The organism is Butyrivibrio proteoclasticus B316, assembly GCF_000145035.1.
Lineage (GTDB): Bacteria > Bacillota > Clostridia > Lachnospirales > Lachnospiraceae > Butyrivibrio > Butyrivibrio proteoclasticus.
This window is the reverse complement of sequence record NC_014387.1, coordinates 2,403,646-2,429,143: the sequence shown is the minus strand read 5'-3', so window position 1 is coordinate 2,429,143 and position 25,498 is coordinate 2,403,646. Positions and strand designations below refer to the sequence as shown.

Sequence of the window (25,498 nt, the reverse complement as noted above, 5' to 3'; positions counted from 1 at the left end):
TCTATGACTGCCCTTGAATACGCAAACATAATAATAGATATATCTCATGAGAAGGTTGATCGGTTATTTCAGTATCGTATCCCGGACAGATTAAAAGACAAAGTGGAAGTCGGTTGTCCGGTTGAAGTACCTTTTGGTAAGGGCAATACCATGAGAAAAGGGTATGTACTTGAACTGACCGATGAACCCAATTGGGATCCTGACAAGATTAAAGAGATAGCTGCGGTTCCGGAAGACAAGCTTGGAGCCGAAGATATCTCTATTAGGCTTGCAGCCTGGATGAAAAGATATTATGGCTCAACCATGATAGCTGCTCTTAAGACAGTCCTTCCTGCGACCAAAAAACAGAATATACAGAAGCATAAATTTGTATCTCTTCGCATGGATCTGAGGCAGGCAAGGGAGTACTACTACGAATGTGCATCCAAAAAGAATCAGAAGGCAAGAGAGAGGATACTTGCTGAGCTACTTTTAGCCCCGGATGACAGGATACCATATGAGCTGATAACTCAAAAACTCCATGTCACGGCTGCAACTCTTAAGAGCCTTGCTGAAAAGGGCGTTATCAGGATTGATGAGGAAGAATACTATAGAAAGCCGATTGCCGGTGATTCAGACAGATATGGAGCCAAAGAACTGAGCCCTGAACAGCAGGGGATAGTAGATAGCTTTATTTCTGACTATGATGCGGGCAAAAGAGATACATATCTTATACACGGTATTACCGGAAGCGGCAAGACCGAAGTTTATATAGCGCTTATTGATGAAATCATAAAAAGAGGTAAGCAGGCAATAGTGCTTATTCCGGAAATTGCTCTTACCTATCAGACTCTGATGCGATTCTACAGACATTTCGGAGACAGAGTTTCAGTAATGAATTCTTCTCTTTCACCAGGAGAGAAGTATGATCAGATGGAGAGAGCAAGAACCGGGGATATAGATATAATCATCGGACCAAGGTCAGCTCTTTTTACACCTTTTCCAAACACAGGAATCATTATAATTGATGAAGAGCATGAATCTTCTTATAAGAGTGAGTCCATGCCCAAATACCATGCTCGTGAAACTGCCATTGAGCTTGCTAAGTTAGTTCCGGGTGGAGCAAGTGTTGTTCTGGGATCTGCCACACCTTCACTTGAATCCTACTATAGAGCAACTACAGGGCAGTATCATTTATTTGAATTAAAGAGAAGACTGACAGGAGGAACGTTACCTCAGGTTGAAATAGCAGATCTTAGAGAGGAACTCAGAACAGGCAACAGATCGATCTTTTCAAGACGCCTTCAGGAACTTATGGAAGACAGGCTTAATAAGGGTGAGCAGGCTATGCTGTTCATTAACAGAAGAGGCCTTGCAGGCTTTGTGTCCTGCAGATCCTGTGGCTATGTCTTTAAATGTCCACACTGTGATGTGTCTCTTTCAGAGCACAGGGGAGGAAGGCTTGTATGCCATTACTGTGGCTATGAGCAGCCTCTTACTAAAATATGTCCTAAGTGCTCTTCCAAGTATGTTTCATCCTTCAGGGCAGGAACTCAGCAGATAGAGGATGAAGTTAAGAAGATGTGGCCCAATGCCAGAACGCTTCGAATGGACGCTGATACAACGAGGACTAAAGGAAGCTATGACAGGATTCTTTCAGCCTTTGCATCCAAAGAAGCAGATGTCCTTGTAGGAACACAGATGATAGTAAAAGGACATGATTTCCCTGATGTCACACTGGTAGGAATACTGGCGGCGGATATGTCACTTCATGCAAGTGATTACAGGGCAAGTGAGAGAACTTTCCAGCTCCTGACACAGGCTGCAGGTAGAGCCGGAAGAGGAGAGAAGCCGGGAAATGTTGTCATTCAGACCTATGAGCCTGAGCATTATAGTGTTCAGACAGCGTCCAGACAGGACTATGAGGCTTTTTATGAAGAAGAGATAGCCTACAGGGATCTTCTGCGTTATCCGCCTATATCACATATGATGTCGGTGCAGATACTTAGCTATGATGAAGATCTGGGAATGCAGTTTGCTACAAGGCTCCGTGCAATAATGGAGCAAAACAAAAGAGATGGTGCTATCTTTATTGGACCTGCATCAGCTGCCATAGGCAAGATAAACGATGTCTACAGAATGGCAGTCTACGTTAAAATGGATGACTACGATGGGCTTATCGCCTACAAAGACATGCTGGAAAAATACATCCACCAGTTAGAAGACATGGGAAAACTCAAAAAGATCTCAGTCCAGTTTGATTTCGACCCTGTAAACGGCTTCTGATATTCATGGCTCTTTTACCCAATCTTTATCCTGTGGTATACTTTATATTGATGTGATAGGATTGTGGGAAGCAAGTAATATTTTGAACAATCCCGTTATCATAAGGTTTGCATTCTAGTAAGGAGAAAAAGATGGCACTTAGAACTATCAGAGAAATCGGTGATGATGTTCTTGTCAAGAACTGTAAGGAAGTCAAGGAAATCACACCTAGAATAAAAGAGCTTGTGGAAGATATGCTTGAGACTATGTATGAAGCTAATGGCGTTGGACTTGCTGCTCCACAGGTAGGTATTTTGAAGAGAATTTTCGTAATTGATGTTACAGGAGAAGATCCTATGGTATTCATCAATCCGGAGATCCTTGAGACAAGCGGTGAGCAGACAGGATATGAAGGATGTCTTTCTGTTCCGGGTAAGTCGGGTATTGTTACGAGAGCTAACTATGTTAAGGCAAAGGCTACTGATCTTGATGGAAATGAATTTATCATCGAGGGAGAAGAGCTTCTTGCAAGAGCTATTCAGCATGAAAATGATCACCTCAATGGAAAAATGTATGTCGATAAGGTTGAGGGCGAACTTGTTGATAATGAAGAGCTGATAGCACAGCAGGAAGAGGAAGAATAATATATGAAGATAGTCTTTATGGGAACTCCCGATTTTGCAAGGGCTGCTCTGGAGAAGATAATCGAGGCAGGCCATGAGGTTGTACTTGTTGTAACACAGCCGGATAAACCCAAGGGCAGAAGCGGAGAGCTTCAGGTATCAGATGTCAAAGAGTGTGCGCTTTTGCATGGACTTCCTGTATTTCAGCCGGTCAGGATCAAGCTACCTGAAAATGTAGCTGAGCTCCGTAAATATGATGCTGATATCTATGTTGTCGCAGCCTTTGGCCAGATTCTTTCACAGGAGATTCTGGATATTCCAAGGCTTGGATGCGTTAATATTCATGCATCACTTCTTCCAGAGTACAGAGGAGCAGCACCTATTCAGCAGGCTATTCTAGATGGCCGCAAAGAGACAGGTGTTACGATCATGCAGATGGCAGCCGGAATGGATACAGGCGATATTCTTACACAGAGAACTATTCCTATTGCGGAGGATGAGACCGGGGGAGGTCTTTTTGATAAACTCTCTGCACTTGGAGCAGAGCTTATAGTTGAGACATTGCCCAAGCTTGAAAGAGGCGAGATAACACCAGTTCCTCAGGATGAGGATAGGGCTACCAAGTGCGGTAAGCTCAGCAAGGATATGGGCAGGATCCAATGGAGCGATGATGCAGATAAGCTCAGAAACCTTGTCAGAGGCCTTAATCCATGGCCAAGTGCTTATACTTCTCTTAACAAAAAGAGCTTCAAGATTTGGAGAGCCAAGGCGCTTATGGAGCTTGAATTCAGGCAGATGGCCAAGGAACTTGGTGATGACAAGGATGGCGTTAGAGCTAAGGCGCTGGATGATAAAGCTTATGGTACTGTTATGGCAGTACTCAGGGATTCTTTTGTTGTACTTACAGGAGATGGATACCTTCAGATATTTGAAGTCCAGCTTGAAGGCAAGAAGAGAATGCCGGTTAAAGATTTTCTTATGGGATACAAGCTCGAGGTTGGGGCTAAATTAGGGGACTAAACAATAACATTATGATAAATATAAGAGAAATAATTTTAAATATACTTATAGAATATGACAGGGATGGCAATAGAAAGCCATCCCTTTTAAAGGACACTCTGGAAAAATACGACTATCTTGATACAAGAGATAAATCTTTTATCAAAAGAGTTACAGAAGGATGCCTTGAGAGAAATATCCAGATAGATTACATTATTGATTCATATGCCAAAACGCCTGTCAGACAGATGCAGCCATTTATAAGAGCTCTGATGAGAATGAGCACCTATCAGATAATGTTCATGGACTCAGTACCTGATAGCGCTGCATGTAATGAGGCTGTTAAACTTGCTGCCAAGCATAAGTTTGCCGGCCTTAAGGGATTTGTGAATGGCGTTCTGCGCAATGTTTCACGCGGCAAGGACCAGATCAAATATCCGGATAAAAAAGAAAACGGTGGAACAGACTATTTATCTGTGATGTATTCGATGCCTGAGTGGCTGTGCGAAATGTGGATAGGCGAATATGGTTTTGATAAGACTGAAAAGATGCTTGAATTCTTTTTATCACCAAGGCCTACTACTATCAGAGTGACCAGAAATCTGCCACAGAGCATATCAGTGCAGGAACTTGAACAGAACCTGGGGGAAGCGGGAGCAACCGTCAGAGCAAATTCTCTTTTACCTTATGCCCTTGAACTTGAGAAGACTGATAATATCAAGTATCTTCCGGGATTTAAGGAAGGTCAGTTTGCAGTTCAGGATGTGAGCTCTATGCTCGTAGTAGAAGTGGCTGATCCTCAGAACAAGCAGGTTGTCATTGATGTATGCGCTGCTCCCGGAGGCAAGAGCATGCATGCTGCTGAGAGGGTTTATCCGGATGGAACAGTTTACTCAAGAGACCTTTCAGATAAAAAGATTCAGCTTATTGAGGACAATGCACTAAGGCTTGGACTTAATAATGTTAATATCAAGGTTAATGATGCCAAGATACATGACGAGGAACTTAAGAGCCAGGCGGATATTCTTTTACTGGATGTTCCATGCTCGGGACTTGGCATACTAGGGCGCAAGAACGATATCAAGCACAACATTAAGCCCAAGGGACTTGAAGAGCTGACGAAACTTCAGTGGGAGATTGTTAAGTCCTGCTGGGATTATGTCAAGATTGGCGGAACACTTATATACTCAACATGTACTGTCAACAAGGCAGAGAATGAGGAAATGGTCAGGAAGATATGCAATGAACTTCCTTTTAAACTGGAAGATTTTACAGACAAGCTTCCTGAGCCTCTTAGGGAAAGCGCTTCAAAAGGATATATACAGCTGATTCCCGGAGAATATGGAACAGATGGCTTCTTCATAGCCAAGCTCAAGAGGATTTGATTATTTATGAGTTATATACAAGGAATAAATGGGAAAATTGATATCAAGTCACTTACACTTGATGAACTCACCATTTTGATCAAGGAGGCAGGCGAGCCCGCGTTCAGAGCCAAACAGCTCTATGAGTGGATGCACGTCAAGCTTGCAAGAGATTATGATGAGATGACCAATATTCCCAAATCATTAAAAGAAAAATGCAGGGAAATGTTCGATTTCGTTTCACTTAAAAGCGAACTGGTACAGGAGTCCAAACTGGATGATACCAAGAAATTCCTGTTTGCCCTCTCGGATGGAAATATGATCGAGAGTGTGTTTATGAAATACAAGTTTGGTGTCAGCGTCTGTATCTCGTCTCAGGTTGGATGCCGCATGGGATGTAAGTTCTGCGCATCAACGATTGATGGCGTTGTTAGAAATCTTCTGCCTTCTGAGATGCTCGATCAGATATATGCTATCTCCAGAATTACAGGCGAGAAGGTTGGAAGAGTTGTAGTAATGGGAAGTGGTGAGCCGCTGGATAACTATGACAACCTTCTGAGATTCATAGATCTTTTGACCAATGAAGACGGCCTTAACATGAGCCAGAGAAATCTTACGGTTTCAACCTGTGGAATAGTGCCTAATATATTGAGACTTGCAGATAAGAACCTGGCTATCAATCTCGCACTTTCACTTCATGCGTCCAACAATGATAAGCGTAAAGAACTCATGCCTATTGCCAACAAGTATGAGATCCATGAGGTTCTTGATGCCTGCAGGACATATTTTGACAAGACAGGAAGGCAGCTTACTTTTGAGTATTCACTTGTTGCCGGTGTCAATGATACTGACGAGGATGCAAGAGAATTAACGGACTTATTATCAGGATTTAATTGTGTAGTTAACCTTATTCCGGTCAATCCTATTAAGGAGAGAGACTTTAAGCCTACAGACCGCGCTGGAGCTCTAGGCTTCAAAAATAAACTTGAAAAAAGCCGAATAAATGTTACTATTAGAAGAGAAATGGGCAGAGATATTGATGGAGCCTGTGGACAGCTTCGCAGGCGACATTTGGAGGAGAATTAGTATTTCTGCTTATTTGTGTTGATTGAAAAAAGACAGGGTTGGAGGGAGCTTTTTTGTTAAAGACTTTTTCCGTTACGGACATTGGAAAAAAGAGAAAACTGAATCAGGATTATGTGTTTTCTTCAGACAGGAAGATTGGTAATCTATCCAATGTGTTTATTGTAGCTGATGGCATGGGCGGTCATAACGCAGGGGACTATGCTTCCAGATTTACGGTAGACACTATGGTTGAAGAGATAGAGAAGTCTTTTGAGCAGAGCCCGATCAAGATTTTGGAGAAGGCTATCAAGACAGCCAATACCAAACTCAGGATCAAGGCTTCTGAAGATCCCAAGCTTTTTGGTATGGGTACAACTGTTGTTGCATGTACTGTTCTAGGAAGATATTTACAGGTCGCTAATGTTGGGGATTCAAGACTTTATGTCATTGGTGGCGACAAGATTACCCAGATTACAAGAGATCATTCTCTTGTTGAGGAAATGGTCAGAATGGGCGGTATCGACAGAGAGACAGCCAGACATTCCCTTGACAAGAATATTATTACAAGGGCCATCGGTGCGGATGAAACCGTGGACGTTGACTTTTTTAATGTGGAATTGAACAGAGGGGATATAGTTCTCATGTGCTCTGACGGACTTACAAATATGTTAGAGGACGAAGAAATTCGCATGATAGTAAGTGGGCAAAGAGATATTATCGAGAAAGCCCAGAAGCTTGTAGTTGCGGCTAATAACAATGGGGGTAAGGATAATATAGCTGTTATCCTTATAGAGCCGTTTGCTGATGAAGCGGCACATGACGGAGGACTAAATGATTAAGTTAGGAATGGTGATCGGAGACCGCTATGAAGTGCTTGAGAAGATTGGCACCGGCGGCATGTCCGATGTTTATAAAGCAAAAGATCATAAGCTTAACCGCCTTGTAGCTGTTAAGGTACTCAAACAGGAATTCTCCGAAAATGAGAATTTTGTTTCCAAGTTCCGTGTAGAGGCACAGTCTACAGCAGGGCTTATGCATCCAAATATCGTTAATGTTTATGATGTAGGTGACGAAGATGGTGTCAATTACATTGTAATGGAGCTTGTTGACGGTATTACTCTTAAAAAGTACATTGAAAAGAAATCAAGGCTATCAGTCAAAGAGGCTGTAAGTATCGCTATTCAGGTAGCTATGGGTCTTGAGGCTGCACATAACAACAACATTATCCACAGAGATATCAAGCCTCAGAACATAATGATTTCCAAGGAAGGTAAGGTTAAGGTTACTGATTTTGGTATAGCCAAGGCAGCGACCAGTAATACTATCACTTCCAATGTTATGGGATCAGTTCATTACACATCACCTGAGCAGGCGAGAGGCGGCTATAGTGATGCCAAGAGTGATATTTATTCACTGGGTATTACTCTCTTTGAGATGTTGACAGGTCGTGTTCCTTTTAACGGTGACACAACTGTGGCTATAGCTATCAAGCATATTCAGGAGGAATTACCTACTCCTGCAGATTATAATGATGAGATTCCAATCAGTGTAGAGAAAATTGTTCTCAAGTGCTGCCAGAAGAGTCCTGACAGAAGATATCAGAACGCAGCAGAGCTTATTGCAGACCTTAAGCGTTCACTTATAACACCTGACAAGGATTTTGTATCTCTTTCAAATCCTGATGAGGAGGGTGCCACAAGAGTTGCTTCTGAAGAGGAGGTTTCTTCTGTTAAAAATGGTACAGGCAGATTCTCAGACACTGAGAAGATGAGACTTAAGGATGAAGAACTTCGCGATTATGAGGAAGATGACAGTCATTACAATGATCGCGACAGAGATAGAGACAGAGACCGCGACAGAGACAGGGATCGCAGAAGAACTAGACGAGACTACGACGAAGATGACGATTTCTATGGATATGACAGGGATCGCGACAGATATCGTAAGCAGAATCCACAGGGAGCAGGCAGAATAGAGAAGCTTACTATCGCTATGGCTATAGTGCTTGCAGTTCTCATTGGATTTATGGGGCTGTTGCTCGTCGGAAGAAAGCTCGGTCTTGTAGGCAATTCTGAGGCCGGAGCAGAAGGATCAAGTGTTGCAGCAAGTTCTGAGGCAAGCTCAGGAGCAGCCCAGGAGGAAACAGCTGATGGAATCATAATTCCTGATGTTTCCGGCAAATCATATGCTGAGGCTGTAGCAACCCTCAATGAAAAAGGTTTTAAGGTTGAAAAAGGTGAGGATGCAGGCAGCAGCCTTGCCAAGGACCTTGTATCATATACTAATCCGGCAGCAGGTAACAGAGCAAAGAGCGGAGCAACGATAAGTGTATTTGTCAGCACAGGAGCTAATGCTTCTGCAGGAAATGCTACCGCAGCTGTTTCTACAGCCAAGGCAGATGGACAGGTTACAGTTCCTAATGTTATCGGCAAGACTTCTGAAGAGGCTGTTATCATGCTGGTAGAAGCCGGACTTACAGCAGGTTCTGTTGTTGAGACCAGCAATGAAGACCCTAATCTTACAGGTCTTATCTGCGCACAGAGTATTGCTTATGGAACATCAGTATCTGAGGGCACAGTGATCAACATGGAGCTTTCTACAGGCCCTGCAACTGTTACATACAGCTATGTTTCAGATATTTCCGCACCTACTGAGGGCGAGAACTATCAGGCTGGAATTTCAGTTCATGTGACACTTGTTACTTCAGATGGAACAACACTTCTTAATACAACTACTTCAGATTTTCCTATTCAGATGAATTCCAAGGGAATTACATCTCCTACAGGAACTCTGACATTTGTTTATACAGCAACATCACCTACAACTACCAATGAAGCAGGAGAGACTGTTGGTGGAGAGACCAAAGAGATAACAGTAACAAGAGCAGTTACTTTTACACAGGAGAATTAAGCCTTTGAAGGGACGAATTCTTAAGGGAATTGCCGGGTTTTACTACGTAGAGACTTATGAAGAAAAGGTATACGAATGTAAGGCAAAGGGCATATTCCGCAAAACCAATTTGAAACCGCTGGTGGGCGATGATGTGGAAATTGATATCATCGACGAGGAAAAGAAACTGGGAAACATTACAGAAATCTTTCCCAGAAAAAATCAGCTACTTAGACCGCCTGTTGCCAATGTGGATCAGGCGGTTATTTTGTTTGCGATAGTTAAGCCTAATCCAAGTTATAACCTCTTGGACAGATTCCTTATTATGATGCGTCAGCAAAATCTTCCTGTTATCATCTGCTTTAACAAACAGGATATTGCTACAGCCAGTGAGCAGCAGGAACTGCACGATGCCTACGAGAAGTGTGGCTACAAGGTTCTCTTTATAAGCGTAATAGAAGAAAAGGGACTGGATGAGCTCAAGGAACTGCTTAAGGGCAAGACTACTACTCTGGCAGGACCAAGTGGAGTGGGTAAGTCATCTCTTTTAAACAAGCTTGTTCCTAATGCACAGATGCAGACAGGAGATCTCAGCCGCAAAATAGAAAGAGGCAAGAATACCACAAGGCATTCAGAACTATTCTTTGTTGAGGAATTGTCTGATAATGTTGATAGAAATGTAGATATCAATGTAGATGGAAGTGCAGATGGAGAGGGAACTACATGTGATACATATGTGATCGACACTCCGGGATTTACATCTCTTGAGATGAGGGATGTCACTCCGGATAACCTTATGCAGTTCTATCCTGAATTTGCTGAATATGAGCCAGAATGCAGGTTCGGCGGATGCTCTCATATTGCTGAACCAGATTGCGGAGTAAAAAGAGCTATAGCAGAAGGCAAGATAGCAAAAGTCAGATATGACAACTATAAGGTTCTCTATGAAGAACTCAAGAATATGCGACCTGATTACAGCAAAAAGGCGCGACGCTGAGAGGGAAAAGATAACTATTTATGAAGATATGGGTTACCAGACATGGACAGACTGATCTTAATGCCCAGAAGCTCATGCAGGGAAGATCAGACGTTCCGCTTAATGAAACAGGAAGAGCACAGGCCAAGGCGGCAAGAGAGCTAATAGGAGACGTTAAATTTGATGCTGTCTATGCCAGTCCTCTTGACAGGGCAATTGAAACTGCTTCTATAATAGGCGGCGTTGATCGCTCCAAGATAATCATAGATGAGAGGATCATAGAGACGGATTTTGGTAAGTATGAGCAGAAGCCATACGCTACAATGGGGCTTCCCATGAACCTCTACTGGATGCTCCCTGAAGTGTTTCCGGCACCGCCTACAGTAGAGACTACTGATCAGATGATTGAGAGGGTTCGCAGCTTTTTTACGGAACTTGAAGCGCAGGATCATGAGAACGTGCTTGTAGCCTGCCACGGCGGGATCATAAGAGTTATAAGGGGCTACCTTGAAGATGTAAGGAGAGGCTATGTATGGCGTCCACGCCCCAAGAACTGCGAGATAAGAGTATATGAATCAGTAAATGGTAAGCACACTTTTCTTGACCAAAAAGTGATATAATTATATACGAAATCATTTTCGCACAGCCTATTTTGGGAGGTTTGCTTATGAAGAGCGTGCTGATAGTAGATGATTCCAGAGTTTCACGCAAGATGATCAGAAATCTTATATCTCATTCTGGATTTGAGGTTGTAGGTGAAGCCATAGATGGAAGAGAAGGACTGGAATTATATGTTAAGCTTAGTCCTGATGTAGTAGTTATGGATATTACTATCCCGGAGATGAACGGGCTTGATTCTCTTATGAAAATTAAAGAGCATGATCCGGATGCAAGAGTTATTCTTATTGCAGAGGAAGGGCAGGATCAGGAAAAGGAAGAAGCCAGGAAGGCTGGTGCAGTAGCTTTAGTTACCAAGCCCTATACGGATGAAGATATTTTATATGCAATCAGAATGTGTTGATCAGAGCTGATCGGATGGTATCCGGTCAGCTTTAAAAATATATACGACTACAAAGAACTGATCATAACCGAAAGGAAAACAATATGTCGATTAATGATAAGTTATCTGGAGATGTTCAGGCTAAGCTGGATAAACTCAGAGCATATATTAAAAGTCTGGGATCACTTGCAGTAGGGTTTTCCGGAGGTGTGGACTCATCTCTATTAATGGTGGTAGCGCACGATGTACTTGGAGATAAGGCTATTGCTGTGACATGCACTGCTGTTTTTGTTCCGGACAGGGAACTTAGAGAAGCCCATGATTTCTGCGCCGAGCGCGGTATCAGGCAGCTTACCTGTAAAGTGGATCCTCTCAGTAAGGAAAATGTAAGGCATAATCCCCCGGATAGGTGTTATCACTGTAAGAATATGATTTTCTCTGAGATTAAGAGAATAGCTGCAGAAAATGGAATAGAGTACGTTGCAGAAGGTTCCAATATGGATGATCTTGGAGACTATCGCCCGGGACTAAGGGCTGTGGAGGAGCTTGAGATTACAAGCCCTTTAAGGCAAGCTGAGCTTACTAAGGATGATATTAGACAAATATCAAGAGCTCTTGGTCTTCCTACCTGGAGTAAGCCCTCCTATGCTTGTCTTGCCTCCAGATTTGTCTATGGAGAAGACATTACTGTTGAGAAATTGCAGATGGTTGATAAGGCCGAGGAGTTTCTGATTGAGAGAGGTTTTGTCAATGAAAGGGTGCGCATTCATGGTAATCTTGCAAGGATTGAAGTTCCTGCGGAAGAAATAGACAAGCTTGCGGCTACTGATATGAGAAAAGAGCTTACATCCAGATTTAAGGAAATTGGCTTTACTTATGTGACACTTGACCTTCAGGGATACCAGATGGGCAGCATGAACGCTGTGCTTGATAAGTCTATTACAGGATCAGGAAAGGAAAAATAAGATGAAGATATCAGCTAAGACTCAGAATATCATTTATGGCGTGATAATTGGTATTTCTGTCCTTGCAATGATCATTTTGTGCGCCGGTTATTTCAAGGATAAAAAGACAGATGATACTGTAAAGGAAATACCTCAGACAGCGGTTCTTAAGCCTAAGGAGGACAAGGTAAAAGTAACCATAGATACCAAGATCATTGAGGAAGGCCTTGATGATATGGGCTTTTTGGTCACTCAGGAATATTATTTTACCCAGGTTGAGACCTATACCAAGGAAAAGAAGGTACTGAAATTCTTTGATGCTACATCAGAACTTGCATATAGCTATGAAGGCTCAGTAACTGCAGGAGTTGACTTTGAGAGGATCAAGATCCGCAAGGATGATGAAAATAAAGTGATAAGGGTAGAGGTTCCCAAGGCAGAAATACAGACAGTTATCATCGACAAAGATTCTTTTAAGACATATTCAGAAAAAGAGTCAATGTGGAACAAGCTTGATATGAGTGACTTTAATTCCTCCTTATCTGAATTTGAGAAGGCTGCCAAAGATAAAGCTCTGGAAAATGGTATTCTTGACAGGGCTCAGGAAAGGGCAGAGGAACTGGTATATAACTTTGTCAGTAAATATCAGGGAGTTTCGCAGTACAAGGTTATTTGCGAATAAGGAGGATGAAAATGAATCTTAAGAAAATAACGCTGGCTGTACTTCTTATTCTGCTGGCTGTAATATCTTTTACAAGACTTGCACCATGGGCCGGAAATCCGGATAATCACACTCATTCAATTGAGCAGACTGAGGACAAAATATCTACTGTAATGACTCTTTCGGGAGGAGCGGCTGCAACTTCGGCTACACTTTCTCTTTTGCCCGGAGATATGTGTACACCACTTGCTGAACAGCTGGCAGAGCTTGCTAAGTACTTTCTGGTAGTACTAAGCTCTTTGTACCTTGAGAAATTTATGATATGCATAACGGGGTATGTGGCTTTTTCGTTCCTGATCCCACTTGCATGTATCATTTTGGCAGCATCAATATTGTTTGGCAAAGACAGCTGGATGAGAACATCCGGAAAGATTGCAATATTTGCCATTATCATATTTCTGATAGTTCCGGCGAGTGTAATGTTATCTGATATGGTGTATCAGACTCAGGCAGAGAGAGTTAATAATGCTGTTGAGGAATATAATGATCTTGAGATAGAGGATGAGACAGAGGGTGGTTTTATCGGAGAACTTACAACACTCACCAATACTACTATCGAGAAGATCACCAAATTTATCGGAGATCTTATGGAAGCACTTGCAGTAATGCTCGTTACAGCCTGCATAATTCCGGTACTGGTATTTGTATTTCTCATCTGGCTTGGAAAGACAATCTTTAACTCAAATGTGACCATACTTGATACCGGCTCGGTAGATAAGCTCATTGATAAACTAAGAAAATAAAATGATATCCTAAATAAATTAAGCATCAAATGCCGATTTCTCCAAGTAGCGTAGAAACAAGGCATTTGATGCTTATTGATTTTTAGAAAAATAATGATGGCTTATTTTACTCTGCGATTTCTGCAAGCATTTTAGTAGCAGCAGTAAGTCTTACGCATACTGTGAAGATATCCATGGCAGTTCTGAGATCAGGAAGTGAAGGATATGTAGGAGCAATACGGATATTGCTGTCATGAGGATCCTTCTTGTATGGATATGTAGCTCCGGCGTTAGTCATTGTAACGCCTGCCTTCTTGGCTCTGTCTACGATTGCCTTGGCACAACCTTCAGGAGCGTCAAAGCTGATGAAGTAGCCGCCGTTTGGCTTGGTCCAGTCGCCGATTCCGCAAGGAGTAAGGTCTCTGTCGAGGATTTCAAGAACGGCTTCAAACTTGGGTCTTATTATTTCTGCATGCTTTCTCATGTGAGCTTTCATGCCATTTATATCACCAAAGAATCTTACGTGACGAAGCTGGTTAACCTTGTCATGACCTATGGTCTGGTTGGTGAGCTGAGCCTTTATGTCATCGAGGTTATTAAGAGATGTAGCAAGAGCTGCGATACCACTTCCCGGGAAGGTGATCTTGGAAGTAGAAGCAAATTTGTATACAAGATCCGGGTTGCCGGCTTTCTTACACTCTTCAAGGATTTCAATAAGATAATCCTGATTGTTGTCATAGAGATGGTGAATACCGTAAGCGTTGTCCCAGAAAATACGGAAATCCTTGGCTGCGGGCTTTAGTCTTGCAAAACGTCTTACTGTATCATCGGAGTAGGAGTATCCCTGAGGATTGGAGTATTTGGGAACACACCAGATACCCTTTATAGATTCATCAGAAGATACCAGTTCTTCAACCTTGTCCATATCAGGGCCTTCAGGAGTCATATCAACATTGATCATCTCAATGCCAAAGTACTCAGTAATGGCAAAGTGTCTGTCATATCCTGGAACAGGGCAGAGGAATTTAACCTTATCGAGCTTGCACCATGGAGTGTTACCCATGATACCGTGAGTATAAGCTCTTGAAACTGTATCGTACATTACGTTGAGCGAGGAGTTTCCATAGATGATAATATTCTCAGGCTTGTTCTCCATCATAGCACCAATTAAAACCTTGGCTTCATCAATACCTGTAAGAACCCCATAGTTACGACAGTCTGTTCCGTCTTCACAGGATAAATCTGCTTCTGAATTGAGGGCGTCCATAAGCCCCATTGACAGATCAAGCTGTTCTCTGCATGGCTTACCTCTTGCCATGTTGAGGTTCAAATCCATCTCCTGAAATTTCTTGTACTGAGCCTTGAGCTGAACAATCTCATCCTCAAGTTCCTGCTTGCTCATTTCTGCATATTTCTTCATAGTCCGTCTCCTCGTAAAACTAATTATTTTATGATTTCTAGCCTATAAAAATTTTGTCCCAAAAACACTATGACAATATTACAACGTAGCCCCCGGAAAATGCAACATAATTTATTACGTTAAAGGAGTGAAATTACAATTATAAGATTTCTATTAAATCTGAAAAACAAATAGTGCTTATCAACTAAAGTATAGTAAGATATAATTGTGTGAAATAAAAATCGAAATAGCGAATACAATAAAAGATATATACGAAAAAACTGACAATCATCTATATAATAGAGGTGCCAAAAATGTGGGATTTCACTTATGTTTTCCCGAGTTTGCTGATCCTTAGCGTAATAATGGGTTACTATTTTGTTCTACCTCGTATATCTATCAGAATGAATCACACTTTTATTCATCTGATCGGAGTTGAATGCGTAGTAATGGTTTTTGATATAGTATCATCCTGGGCAGATATGAACTACCAGGATTTTTCTGCGTGGACTTTGTATGTTGTAAATGATATATATTTCATCGGCTTTTTTGCCAGAGCCTTTTTCTTTTTTGCATTTACGGTTTCTGTTCTGCATATTCCCTATCTCAATGACAGAAGAATATATTTTGTCTCAATGCTTCCATTTTTTGTAGTGACAATACTAGTGCTTACAACGCCAATTACAAAGCTATTCTACTATATAGATGAGACCGGATATCACAGCGCACCTTTATACTTTGGATTATATGTGGAATTCTGGATATATCTGGGCCTTAGCCTTTTGGCGGTTTTGGCAAACATAGATAAGCTAAAGGGTAAAAAGGAAGTTTGGTCGGTTCTATGGATCAATTCGATACTTCTGATAGGGACTATTTTCAGGCTCTTATTCCCAAAGTACCTTCTCATGGATACCTTCTGCCTGCTTAGTTTACTTATCGCTTATCTGTCCTTTATGAATCCGGAATTTTATCTTGAAGGAAAAACCTGGATATTTAATTCCAAAGCTCTCAGGGAATATCTGGAGGAAATAAACGGTTATAAGAAATATAAGATATTTGTTTTTGTCATTCACCATTACAAGGATGTGAGAGAACTATACGGAATGCGTCAGATGGACCAGGGCATATGCCTGATCGGTGACTACATTAAAAAGACATTTACCAATTATAAGCCTTTCTATACCAGAAATGGAAGATTCTGTTTGATAACCGATTATCTTGCTGATACGGGGCGTATACGGGATATATTACAGGAAAGATTTAGCTCTCCGTGGATTGCTGATAATACTGAACTCTATCTTGATATTGGCTGTGCGATATTAAATACGCATAATAAGAAAATTGAATATGATACCATGACTAGCCTTCTTCAGAATACCTTTAACGAAGCAGAGAAGGTTAACAAAGAAGGACTAATTGTTATTGACGATACCTTTGCAGAAAAAGCAAAGAGAGACATGGATATTAAAAAGTCCATAGAGTATGCTATAGACCACGATGCCTGCGAAGTATTTCTTCAACCGATCATTGATTCTTCTACCGGAAAACTTTGTGGAGCAGAGACCCTTGCCAGAATAAAGGATTCTGAAGGAAACTACATTTCACCTGGTCTTTTTATTCCTGTAGCAGAGCATAATGGCCGAATTAATGAAATTGGCGAGCAGATGTTCATTAAATTATGCAGGTTCATTAGAGATAATAAGGTAAAAGAGCTTGGACTTAAATGGATCAATTTCAATCTGTCCCCGGTTCAGTTTATGAAGGCAGATCTTGCCCAAAGTCTTATGAAATATGTAAGAGAGTATAATATTGAACCTAAGTTTATACATCTGGAGATAACTGAGGAAGCTATGGTTGATGACCAGCTTTTAGTCAATCAGACTAATCAGCTCAAAGACCTGGGTTTTCACTTTGTACTTGATGATTATGGGAAAGGCTATTCTAACCTCACAAGACTTAAGAGGTGCCCGTTTATCAATATCAAGCTCGATGTGAGTATCGTTTGGGACTATTGCAGTAAACCTGATGTTTTGCTTCCGAATATGGTTAAAACATTTGCAAACATGGGCTTTGGAATAACGGCAGAGGGAATAGAAACCGAGGAAATGGCTCAGAGCATGACAGACATTGGATGTAAATATCTTCAGGGGTATTATTATTCCAAGCCTCTTCCTTTGGATGAATTTGTCAAAAAATATTCACAAGCCTGAGTCTTTGTATTAACATTATAAGAGGGATTAAAAGAGTAGTGGAGACGCTACTCTTTTTGTTGCACAAGACCGGCAAGTGAATGGATGCTTGCATACAAATTATTAGGAGCAGTAGTATGAAAAAAGGGCTGGTTCTTGAGGGCGGCGCTATGCGGGGAATGTTCACCTGCGGCGTTTTGGATGTTCTCATGGAAAAAAATATCTCTTTTGACGGGGCAGTCGGAGTATCGGCCGGAGCTACCTTTGGCTGTAATATTAAGTCGAGGCAGATTGGAAGAGCCTACAGATATAACAAAAAGTATTGCAGTGATCCGCGTTATCACAGTATCAGATCGCTGATCGCAACGGGAGATATCTACAATGTTCCCTTTTGCTATGACGAGCTGCCATTTAAGCTTGATAAGTGGGATGTGGAGACTTTCTACGAAAATCCGATGGAGTTTTACTGTGTGGCGACGGATATTCGCACAGGTAAACCTGTTTATCACAAATGTACTGAGAATGAGAACGAAGACCTAAAATGGATTCAGGCATCTGCGTCAATGCCAATAGTATCAAGGCCTGTAGAGATAGATGGCGGCATTTATCTGGACGGCGGAATATCTGATTCAATTCCTCTTAAGTTCATGCAGGATCAGGGCTATGATGACATTCTTGTGGTTGAGACGCAGCCTATAGACTATGTCAAGGGCAAACAGAAATACATGCCTCTTGTAAGATGGTCGCTCAGGAAATATCCCAATATGATAAAGTGCATGGAAGAACGCTATATCATGTACAATGAGGAAAAGAAATACATAAGGCAGCAGGAACTAGAAGGTAAGATCAGGGTAATAAGACCTGAAGAGCCTCTAAATATCAGCGCAGTAGAAAAAGATCCTGCGCAGATAGAGAGAGTCTATAAACTTGGAAGAGAAGCGGGAGAAAAATATTGTTATGAACAAAGAATATGAGCCACTTTTTACTCCGTGGAAAATAGGTAATTGTCAGATCAAGAACAGAATCGTTCTTACTTCTATGGGAGGAACCAATCTTCTTGGATGGATGGAAAAGAACCATTTTGATAAGGCCGGGGCTGATTTCATTCTTGAAGTAGCCAGAAATAACGCAGGTCTTGTTCTCCCTGGATGCCAGCCGGTTTATAATCCAATGTTTGGACAGTGGCTGTATACAAATAAGAAAATGTATCAGGATCTTGCAGTTTGGATGAAAGAGTTCCACAAGACAGGAGCTAAGCTCTTTGTGCAGCTGACTGCCGGTTTTGGACGCTCTTTTACCATAAGTCCCATGATGGAAAAACTATATACCAATAAACTGCTAAGAGTCCTGAGTAAGCCTGTAATGGACCTTGATAAGATCACAGCTTCAGCCAGCGAGTCACCAAACCGCTGGTCAGATGTAGTGCCTTCAAGAGCTCTTACAGTTGAAGAGATTCACGAATATGTAACGGCTTTTGGCAAAACTGCCAAGCTTCTCAAGGAAGCAGGAGTTGACGGAGTAGAGGTTCACGCTGTTCATGAAGGGTATCTCCTCGATCAGTTCACACTTGATTATGTCAATAAGAGGACTGATGAGTACGGCGGAAGCTTTGAGAACAAGTACCGCTTTGCCTGCGAGATCGTGCAGGAGATCAAGAAAAACTGCGGCAAGGATTTTCCTGTATCTCTTCGCTACAGCGTTATTTCCAAGACCAGAGGCTTCAGACAGGGAGCCCTTCCCGGGGAAGACTACGACGAGGTAGGACGTGACTTTGAAGAGAGCAAAAGAGCTGCCAAATACCTGCAGGATGCAGGCTATGACATGCTCAACTGCGATAACGGAACCTATGATGCCTGGTATTGGGCACATCCTCCAATTTACATGCCTGAGAACTGCAATCTTGAGGATGTTGCGGCCCTCAGGAAATATGTTGATATTCCTGTAGTATGTGCCGGAAGAATGGATCCTAAAGTGGCAGCAGAGGCTGTGGCTGATGGAAGAATAGACGGAGCCGGCTTTGCAAGACAGTTCCTTGCTGATACTGAGTGGCTCACCAAGCTCATGGAAGATAGGCAAGAGGACATTAGACCTTGTATCCTGTGCCATAATGGTTGCTTTAACATGTGCCATTACAAAGGAGTTCCTAATGATCAGGACCTGTCTGACAGTCTTCACCTGGCCAGATGTGCAGTTAACGCCGAAACGATGCAGAAGGACAAACATCATATCAAAAAGACAGGGCACCCCAAGAAGGTCATCATTATAGGCGGCGGTATCGGTGGTATGGAGGCTGCCAGAGTACTAAAGCTGCGTGGACATGAACCTGTTATCTATGAAAAAACTGATGAACTTGGCGGAACCTTTATTGCTGCAAGCGCTGAATCCTATAAGGGAAAGCTCAGGGACCTTCTCAAATGGTACATCAGACAGATGGATGTCCTGGGAATAGAAATTCACTTTAATACAGAGATAACAAGCGTCAAAGAGTTTGGCAAGCATGACATAATAATCGCGACAGGTGCAGTTCCAAGGATATTAAAGTCTGTACCCGGACATGAGCTTATGATAGAAGCCTGCGAATACCTGCGCGGCAGGGAAGTTGGCGATAAGGTTGCGGTTATTGGCGGCGGCCTTACAGGGTGCGAAATAGCTTATGAGCTTGCACTTCAGGGCAAGTCACCTGTGATAGTTGAAATGAAGGATGACATCATCTCTCAGAAGGGTGTATGTCTTGCAAACAGCTCATACCTTAGGGAATGGTTTGATCTGTACAGAGTTCCTGTATATCTTGAAACTACTCTCAAGGAGGTTTGGGAAGACTGCATAGTATGTGCAGACAAAAACGGCAAGGAATTTACAATAGACTGTGACAGTGTCATTTCCAGTGCCGGATATATTCCCAATCCTGTTGTTAAGGAAAATGAGAGAGAAAGTAACATGGATTACATTGGGGACTGCAAGCAGGTTGGAAATCTTCGAAGTGTAATATGGCGGGCCTATGAAGTTGCTATGCGTATTTAACCGTCAAAAGTTTTATCTAAATTTAATAATTATTAATACTTAATATAGAGAATTTCTTATCGATAGAGTGTTACAATTTATTGTGTGGCACTCTATTATTTTTTTTAATAAACAGGAGAACAGAAAACTATGAATATCTTTTATGGTAAAAGCGCTTCAGGAAAGGTAGCAGATGCTGTTAAGGGTCTTGGAACAGCTAAGCTTATTATTATGACCAGTTCTGCAGACAGATTTGAGGAAAATGTTAAGGAACTTGAAAAGTTATATCCCGGCGTACCTAGTATCAGCTGCATTGCCATGGGTTATGACACAGCCATCCTTGAAAATGGTGTTTCTGTTATGGCCTTTAAGGATGGAGCACACGTTGCCACAGGAGTATTGGAGAAGGTTTCTGTATCTCCGGCCAGGTACATTACGAGAATAGAAAAAGCAATAGAGTCCGTTAAACCGGGCAAAGAGAATACAGCTATCATCGACTTCTGTACAGGTAACGACGCTGCAGTTCTCACAACCTTAAGCGGCCTTGTTAAAAAGTACAACCTTCAGGTTATGGGCGCAACCGGTGATGCTGGTAAGGTTGCAGTAAATGGAACAGTTTACGAAGATGCCATGGTATTTGCCATCATCAAAAATGAGGGTGGCAGAGTTAAAACTTACAAAGAGAATATCTATGTTCCTAAGGACAATAAACAGCTTATTGCCTCCAAGACAGATAAGTCCAAATATTATCTGGGAGAGCTTAACGGACGCCCTGCCAAGCAGGTTTATATGGAACTTACAGGGGCTTCAGAGAGTAAGATCGTAGATCAGACTTTCCAGAATCCGTTTGGCAAGATGATGGGTGATGATGTCTGTATTGTTTCACTTAAGGACGTTTCAGGAAATGGTCTTATCCTGTATAGACAGATCAACGACTCGGATATCCTGACACTTCTTGAAATGAGAGATCCTATGGAAATAGCCCAGTCTACAGTAAACAAGATTAAAAATGATTTTTCACATATTTCAGCTATTTACTCAGTTAACTGCATATTCAGATATTTGGTATTAAAAGAAAGAAGTGAGCTTGGCTCATATCTTAGTAAGATAGGAACCCTTGGAACCAGCTGCGGACTTGTTGGTTTTGGAGAACATTTCAATACGCAGTTTGTTAACCAGACAATGACATGTGTAGTATTTGAATGATGAGGAGATAGAAATGTTTGAGAATATGTTTGGTAAAAAGAATACGGACGAGCCTGTAGTAGTTCAGAAGAATCCCATAAACGACTTCGAGGAGCGTTCCAGATCACTTGTTTACATCGCAGACTCTATCAAGGACTGCCAGAAAAAACTGGTAAACAATGAGGTTGCATCCCTCACTGAAATCCATGACATGGGCGAAGCTGTAAATGATGTTATTGATAGCAATACACAGCTTAGAAATGACATGGAAAACTTCAATGAGATGTTTGATGCAGTTAATCAGAGCGCATCCAAGTTTGAGGATGTTAAGCTCAATATCCTTAACAGTGTTCATAACGCTCAGGATAAGGTAGATGAACTTAAGAACAGCTCAAATGAAGTAAGAGCAAGCTTTGATGAGATGGCTCAGGGCTTTGAAACCTTCAAGGAATCTGTTGATCAGATTTCTGATTACATGAAAAAGATCATCAGCATTGCATCACAGACAAACCTTCTTGCTCTCAATGCTTCCATTGAGGCAGCAAGAGCAGGAGCAGCAGGAAAGGGCTTTGCCGTAGTTGCTACTGAGGTAAGAGAGCTTGCTGATGAGATCAAGACTATGATAGACCAGGTTAATGCCTCAATTGCAAATGCCGGTGCAGAAAGCGAGAAACTCTCAGCCAGCATGGAAAACTCAATAGCAGCAATGGACAAGAGTCTTCAGGAAGTTGAAGAGACGCATGCAACCTTTGATGAGATCATCGAGAGCACAAACGGTGCCAATGCAGTTCAGCAGGAAATTGCAGACACTGCAGATGTAGCATCAGATGAGCTTAAGAAAATCGGCGGCAGATTTGATGACATCAACAGAAAGTTCGATGATCTGGTTGTTCAGCTCGACAAAGTCAATGCCATGGGCACAACCAAGAGTAGTGTCTTCGAGAGCATAGACAATCTTGTCTCCCAGATTGAGCCTATCGTAAAAGAAAAATAAAGATATTTTTGTACTAACATTGAGGAACTATCAGTGGTAAAATACTGATAGTTTCTTTTATTTTGGGAAAAATGTGAGGAGAAAACATATGGTATTTGAATGCAGAGAAAATGCACTTTGCTTTAAGAGACAGGGCGAGACAGTTCTTATTGAGTCCTGGGGGAAGGATTCACTTAGGATCCGTGCGACAATGAACAGAAACTTCACAGGCAGAAACTGGGCTCTTACTGAGACTCCGGCTGCTACAAGTGCGGAAGTTAAGACATATATAGTTCCTGAGAAGACCGGCGAAGGAACTATCGCAGAAAATGAATGGGCCAGCATTACTAACGGGCGTATCAGAGCAGAAGTTAACTATGCGGGAGTTATATCTCTTTTCCGTGATGACAAGCTCTTTTTACGTGAATATTACAGAGCCTATGGCGGCACTATCTCACAGGAGAGCAGATGTCTTAAGGTAGTTAACAGAGAGTGGAAGGGCCTCTACGGCGGCGACAACTACACACTCAAGGTTAGATTTGAAGGCAACGATGGCGAGAAGATCTTTGGTATGGGTCAGTATCAGCAGCAGCAGATGGACCTCAAGGGCTGTACCCTTGAACTTGCACAGAGAAATTCTCAGGCATCAGTACCATTTGCAGTATCTAATCTTGGCTATGGCCTTCTGTGGAATAACCCGGGTGTAGGTCAGGTTACCTTTGGCAGCAACATGACTCTCTGGGATATGAGATCAACCAAGGAAATGGACTACTATGTAACAGTTGCCGACACTCCTAAGGAGATCGTGGCTAATTATACTAGTGCAACAGGACACGCTGGTGAGTTCCCTGAAGAACTCATGGGTCTGTGGCAGTGCAAGCTCAGATATCGTACTCAGGAAGAGGTTCTTTCAATTGCAAGAAAGTACAAGGAACTCGGCATTCATATCGACCAGATAATCATAGATTTCTTCCACTGGACATATCAGGGCGATTGGAAATTCGATAAAAAGTACTGGCCTGATCCTAAGGCTATGGTTGATGAGCTTCACAGCATGGGCATCAGAGTAATCGTATCTGTATGGCCATCTGTAGACAGAAAGAGCGAAAATTTCTATCCAATGCTTGAGAAGGGACTTCTCATCAGAACAGAGCGCGGTGCCCTTCAGACCTATGACTATCAGGGCGATTGCGTGGAAATAGATGCCTTTAATCCTGAGACAAGAGATTATGTCTGGGAGATTTGTAAAAAGAACTACTATGACTTTGGAATTGATGGCTTCTGGCTTGATAATTCAGAGCCTGACTATGGTGTATATGATTTTGAGAACTTCCGTTACAGCGAAGGAACAGCTCTTGAAGTATCCAACATGTACCCACAGATGTATTCAAGGGCTTATTATGACAAGATGAAGGACCTTCGCGATGGCAAGGTTGTAAACCTTCTTCGCTGTGCATGGGCAGGCAGCCAGAAATATGGAAATGTTGTATGGTCAGGTGATATCCCAAGTACCTTTGAATCACTCCAGGATCAGATCCAGTGTGGTATCAACATGGGACTTGCAGGTATTCCATGGTGGAATACAGATATCGGCGGATTCATGACAGATGATGTTAATGACCCTGATTTCAGACAGCTCCTTATCAGATGGTACCAGTTTGCTGTGTTTACAGCAGTTATGAGACTTCACGGAGACCGTGGCCCTTACAATATTCCGGCTCTTGATGACAGAGACTGGGGTGGCGGATACCTTCATACAGGGCAGGATAACGAGATGTGGAGCTATGGCGAAGAGAACTTTGAGATCATGAAGAAGTATTATGATCTCAGACAGGAGCTCAGACCATATATCAAGAAGCTCTTTGACGAGGCTTCTCAGAATGGATCACCACTTATGAGAGCTATGTTCTATGAGTTCCCTGAGGATGAGAAGTGCTGGACAATCAAGGATCAGTACATGTTTGGCGACAAGTATCTTGTTGCTCCTATTCTCCATCTCAATGAGTTTGAGAGAGAAGTATACCTTCCAAATGGAGAGTGGAAGCTTACAAGTGATGGAACTGTCTTTGCAGGCGGCCAGAGCGTAACTGTCAAGGCTCCTATTGATTACATGCCTGTATTTGAGCGTATATAAGAATCCAAGTATGAGTGATAAAAATGCTCGCATTTTTTATCACTCATATTTGGAGACTGAACGGACTATAAAGGAGACAACATCATGCCCAAGGGTGCAGGACAGAAACTTAAGCTCTACTATCTTAGTCAGATAATGATCAGGAAAACTGATGATGATCATGCTCTTACTATGCCACAGATCATAGATCTTCTATCGGAACAGGGCATAAGTGCTGACAGGAAGAGTATCTACGATGATTTTGATGCCCTTAGAGAGATAGGTCTTGATATTATTGGAGAAAAAGAGGGGAAAGGCTACTACTACCGTGTGGGCGGCAAGAGATTTGAACTTGCTGAGCTCATGCTCCTGGTAGATGCTATTCAGTCATCTAAGTTTATTACTGCCAAAAAATCCAGCGACCTGATAAAAAAAGTGACAGACCTTGCAAGTGAATATGAGGCCAAACAGCTTAAGCGTCAGGTTGTGGTTCAGGGCAGGATCAAGACCATGAATGAGAGTATCTATTATCTGGTTGATGATATTCACAGAGCCATGGTTGAGAATAAGAGTATTACCTTTCAGTATCTGCAGTGGAATCTTGATAAGGTAATGGTTCCCAGAAAGGATCATCTCTATGAGACGAGCCCCTGGGCCCTTACCTGGGATGATGAGAACTATTACCTTATTGGATATGACCGGGAGGCCGGCAAGATCAAGCACTACCGCGTGGACAAGATGAAGGACATCACGCTGACTGAGGATAAGCGCGTTGGCAAGGAAGAATTTGAATCCTATGACATGGGATCATATTCCAAGCAGAACTTTGGAATGTTTGGCAAAAAAGTTTCCACGACTGTTGATCTTGAATTTGACAATGGATTTGTTGGGATCATGATAGATCGTTTTGGCAAAGAAATGCCAATAAGACCGGCCAAAAAAGAAGGCTGGTCAAGAACGCATGTTGATGTATTTATCAGTGATCAGTTCTATGGTTGGATTTTTGCCATGGGGGGCAAGGTCAGGATCACAGGACCTGAGAACATAGTGTCAGATTTCAAGGATAAGTTGAGACAGCAATTGGAAGAGTAA

Annotated in this window: 21 protein-coding genes; 20 read left to right on the top strand and 1 reads right to left on the bottom strand. The window is 42.2% G+C overall.

The window, feature by feature from the left end; all coding sequences use genetic code 11:
• Window positions 1-3 precede the first annotated feature (3 nt).
• The 13 genes from priA to BPR_RS10045 all read left to right on the top strand — a co-directional run bounded on the left by priA (window position 4) and on the right by BPR_RS10045 (window position 13,568).
• A complete protein-coding gene (gene priA / locus BPR_RS10105) occupies window positions 4-2,265 on the top strand; it encodes a replication restart helicase PriA (protein WP_013281381.1) in 2,262 nt (753 codons plus the stop codon).
• Window positions 2,266-2,396: 131 nt separating this feature from the next.
• The gene (def, locus tag BPR_RS10100; RefSeq protein ID WP_013281380.1) at window positions 2,397-2,888 is read left to right on the top strand and encodes a peptide deformylase; all 492 of its coding nucleotides are present in this window, start codon (window positions 2,397-2,399) and stop codon (window positions 2,886-2,888) included.
• 3 nt (window positions 2,889-2,891) lie between these two features.
• Window positions 2,892-3,887 carry a methionyl-tRNA formyltransferase gene (gene fmt, locus BPR_RS10095; RefSeq protein ID WP_013281379.1) on the top strand — a complete coding sequence of 332 codons (996 nt, stop codon included), beginning with the start codon at window positions 2,892-2,894 and terminating at the stop codon, window positions 3,885-3,887.
• A gap of 11 nt (window positions 3,888-3,898) precedes the next feature.
• Window positions 3,899-5,251 (top strand): 16S rRNA (cytosine(967)-C(5))-methyltransferase RsmB, encoded by a 1,353-nt coding sequence (gene rsmB / locus BPR_RS10090; protein ID WP_013281378.1) that lies wholly within the window; start codon window positions 3,899-3,901, stop codon window positions 5,249-5,251.
• 6 nt (window positions 5,252-5,257) lie between these two features.
• Window positions 5,258-6,316 (top strand): 23S rRNA (adenine(2503)-C(2))-methyltransferase RlmN, encoded by a 1,059-nt coding sequence (gene rlmN / locus BPR_RS10085; RefSeq protein WP_013281377.1) that lies wholly within the window; start codon window positions 5,258-5,260, stop codon window positions 6,314-6,316.
• Between the two features lie 53 nt (window positions 6,317-6,369).
• Window positions 6,370-7,134 (top strand): Stp1/IreP family PP2C-type Ser/Thr phosphatase, encoded by a 765-nt coding sequence (locus BPR_RS10080; RefSeq protein WP_013281376.1) that lies wholly within the window; start codon window positions 6,370-6,372, stop codon window positions 7,132-7,134.
• Complete coding sequence (gene pknB / locus BPR_RS10075) at window positions 7,127-9,205, top strand: Stk1 family PASTA domain-containing Ser/Thr kinase (RefSeq protein WP_013281375.1); 2,079 nt, start codon at window positions 7,127-7,129, stop codon at window positions 9,203-9,205. Before BPR_RS10080 ends, pknB begins: the two co-directional genes overlap by 8 nt.
• Before the next feature lie 4 nt (window positions 9,206-9,209).
• Entirely contained in the window at window positions 9,210-10,181 is a 972-nt protein-coding gene (rsgA, locus tag BPR_RS10070; protein WP_013281374.1) for a ribosome small subunit-dependent GTPase A, read from the top strand.
• Between the two features lie 20 nt (window positions 10,182-10,201).
• The gene (locus BPR_RS10065; RefSeq protein WP_013281373.1) at window positions 10,202-10,780 is read left to right on the top strand and encodes a histidine phosphatase family protein; all 579 of its coding nucleotides are present in this window, start codon (window positions 10,202-10,204) and stop codon (window positions 10,778-10,780) included.
• Between the two features lie 47 nt (window positions 10,781-10,827).
• The gene (locus BPR_RS10060; RefSeq protein ID WP_013281372.1) at window positions 10,828-11,181 is read left to right on the top strand and encodes a response regulator; all 354 of its coding nucleotides are present in this window, start codon (window positions 10,828-10,830) and stop codon (window positions 11,179-11,181) included.
• An 83-nt stretch (window positions 11,182-11,264) separates the two neighbouring features.
• The gene (gene larE / locus BPR_RS10055; RefSeq protein ID WP_013281371.1) at window positions 11,265-12,125 is read left to right on the top strand and encodes an ATP-dependent sacrificial sulfur transferase LarE; all 861 of its coding nucleotides are present in this window, start codon (window positions 11,265-11,267) and stop codon (window positions 12,123-12,125) included.
• A 1-nt stretch (window position 12,126) separates the two neighbouring features.
• Complete coding sequence (locus BPR_RS10050) at window positions 12,127-12,786, top strand: DUF4230 domain-containing protein (protein WP_013281370.1); 660 nt, start codon at window positions 12,127-12,129, stop codon at window positions 12,784-12,786.
• A gap of 11 nt (window positions 12,787-12,797) precedes the next feature.
• Window positions 12,798-13,568 (top strand): hypothetical protein, encoded by a 771-nt coding sequence (locus tag BPR_RS10045; protein WP_013281369.1) that lies wholly within the window; start codon window positions 12,798-12,800, stop codon window positions 13,566-13,568.
• Between the two features lie 106 nt (window positions 13,569-13,674).
• Here BPR_RS10045 and BPR_RS10040 read toward each other — a convergent pair whose 3' ends face one another.
• Window positions 13,675-14,967 carry a PLP-dependent aminotransferase family protein gene (locus tag BPR_RS10040; RefSeq protein WP_013281368.1) on the bottom strand — a complete coding sequence of 431 codons (1,293 nt, stop codon included), beginning with the start codon at window positions 14,965-14,967 and terminating at the stop codon, window positions 13,675-13,677.
• A gap of 293 nt (window positions 14,968-15,260) precedes the next feature.
• Here BPR_RS10040 and BPR_RS10035 point away from each other — a divergent pair, with 293 nt between their 5' ends.
• The 7 genes from BPR_RS10035 (at window position 15,261) to BPR_RS10005 (ending at window position 25,498) form a co-directional block, all read left to right on the top strand.
• Complete coding sequence (locus BPR_RS10035; protein ID WP_013281367.1) at window positions 15,261-17,156, top strand: EAL domain-containing protein; 1,896 nt, start codon at window positions 15,261-15,263, stop codon at window positions 17,154-17,156.
• A 116-nt stretch (window positions 17,157-17,272) separates the two neighbouring features.
• Window positions 17,273-18,109, top strand: coding sequence for a patatin-like phospholipase family protein (locus tag BPR_RS21465; RefSeq protein WP_013281366.1), 837 nt, complete (start codon window positions 17,273-17,275; stop codon window positions 18,107-18,109).
• Window positions 18,093-20,156: an oxidoreductase gene (locus BPR_RS10025; RefSeq protein WP_013281365.1), complete on the top strand. Its 2,064-nt coding sequence runs from the start codon at window positions 18,093-18,095 to the stop codon at window positions 20,154-20,156. Before BPR_RS21465 ends, BPR_RS10025 begins: the two co-directional genes overlap by 17 nt.
• 129 nt (window positions 20,157-20,285) lie before the next feature.
• Complete coding sequence (locus tag BPR_RS10020; protein WP_013281364.1) at window positions 20,286-21,341, top strand: FIST signal transduction protein; 1,056 nt, start codon at window positions 20,286-20,288, stop codon at window positions 21,339-21,341.
• A gap of 13 nt (window positions 21,342-21,354) precedes the next feature.
• Entirely contained in the window at window positions 21,355-22,314 is a 960-nt protein-coding gene (locus BPR_RS10015; protein ID WP_013281363.1) for a methyl-accepting chemotaxis protein, read from the top strand.
• An 88-nt stretch (window positions 22,315-22,402) separates the two neighbouring features.
• Window positions 22,403-24,427, top strand: a complete 2,025-nt coding sequence (locus BPR_RS10010; protein ID WP_013281362.1) for a glycoside hydrolase family 31 protein — start codon at window positions 22,403-22,405, stop codon at window positions 24,425-24,427.
• Window positions 24,428-24,511: 84 nt separating this feature from the next.
• On the top strand, window positions 24,512-25,498 hold the full coding sequence (locus BPR_RS10005; RefSeq protein ID WP_013281361.1) for a helix-turn-helix transcriptional regulator: 987 nt from the start codon (window positions 24,512-24,514) through the stop codon (window positions 25,496-25,498).

Coding starts and splice junctions, on each gene's coding strand:
- priA (WP_013281381.1), top strand. CDS start 4: ATGACTGCCCTTGAATACGCAAACATAATAATAGATATATCTCATGAG.
- def (WP_013281380.1), top strand. CDS start 2,397: ATGGCACTTAGAACTATCAGAGAAATCGGTGATGATGTTCTTGTCAAG.
- fmt (WP_013281379.1), top strand. CDS start 2,892: ATGAAGATAGTCTTTATGGGAACTCCCGATTTTGCAAGGGCTGCTCTG.
- rsmB (WP_013281378.1), top strand. CDS start 3,899: ATGATAAATATAAGAGAAATAATTTTAAATATACTTATAGAATATGAC.
- rlmN (WP_013281377.1), top strand. CDS start 5,258: ATGAGTTATATACAAGGAATAAATGGGAAAATTGATATCAAGTCACTT.
- pknB (WP_013281375.1), top strand. CDS start 7,127: ATGATTAAGTTAGGAATGGTGATCGGAGACCGCTATGAAGTGCTTGAG.
- BPR_RS10065 (WP_013281373.1), top strand. CDS start 10,202: ATGAAGATATGGGTTACCAGACATGGACAGACTGATCTTAATGCCCAG.
- BPR_RS10060 (WP_013281372.1), top strand. CDS start 10,828: ATGAAGAGCGTGCTGATAGTAGATGATTCCAGAGTTTCACGCAAGATG.
- larE (WP_013281371.1), top strand. CDS start 11,265: ATGTCGATTAATGATAAGTTATCTGGAGATGTTCAGGCTAAGCTGGAT.
- BPR_RS10050 (WP_013281370.1), top strand. CDS start 12,127: ATGAAGATATCAGCTAAGACTCAGAATATCATTTATGGCGTGATAATT.
- BPR_RS10045 (WP_013281369.1), top strand. CDS start 12,798: ATGAATCTTAAGAAAATAACGCTGGCTGTACTTCTTATTCTGCTGGCT.
- BPR_RS10040 (WP_013281368.1), bottom strand. CDS start 14,967: ATGAAGAAATATGCAGAAATGAGCAAGCAGGAACTTGAGGATGAGATT.
- BPR_RS10035 (WP_013281367.1), top strand. CDS start 15,261: ATGTGGGATTTCACTTATGTTTTCCCGAGTTTGCTGATCCTTAGCGTA.
- BPR_RS21465 (WP_013281366.1), top strand. CDS start 17,273: ATGAAAAAAGGGCTGGTTCTTGAGGGCGGCGCTATGCGGGGAATGTTC.
- BPR_RS10025 (WP_013281365.1), top strand. CDS start 18,093: ATGAACAAAGAATATGAGCCACTTTTTACTCCGTGGAAAATAGGTAAT.
- BPR_RS10020 (WP_013281364.1), top strand. CDS start 20,286: ATGAATATCTTTTATGGTAAAAGCGCTTCAGGAAAGGTAGCAGATGCT.
- BPR_RS10015 (WP_013281363.1), top strand. CDS start 21,355: ATGTTTGAGAATATGTTTGGTAAAAAGAATACGGACGAGCCTGTAGTA.
- BPR_RS10010 (WP_013281362.1), top strand. CDS start 22,403: ATGGTATTTGAATGCAGAGAAAATGCACTTTGCTTTAAGAGACAGGGC.
- BPR_RS10005 (WP_013281361.1), top strand. CDS start 24,512: ATGCCCAAGGGTGCAGGACAGAAACTTAAGCTCTACTATCTTAGTCAG.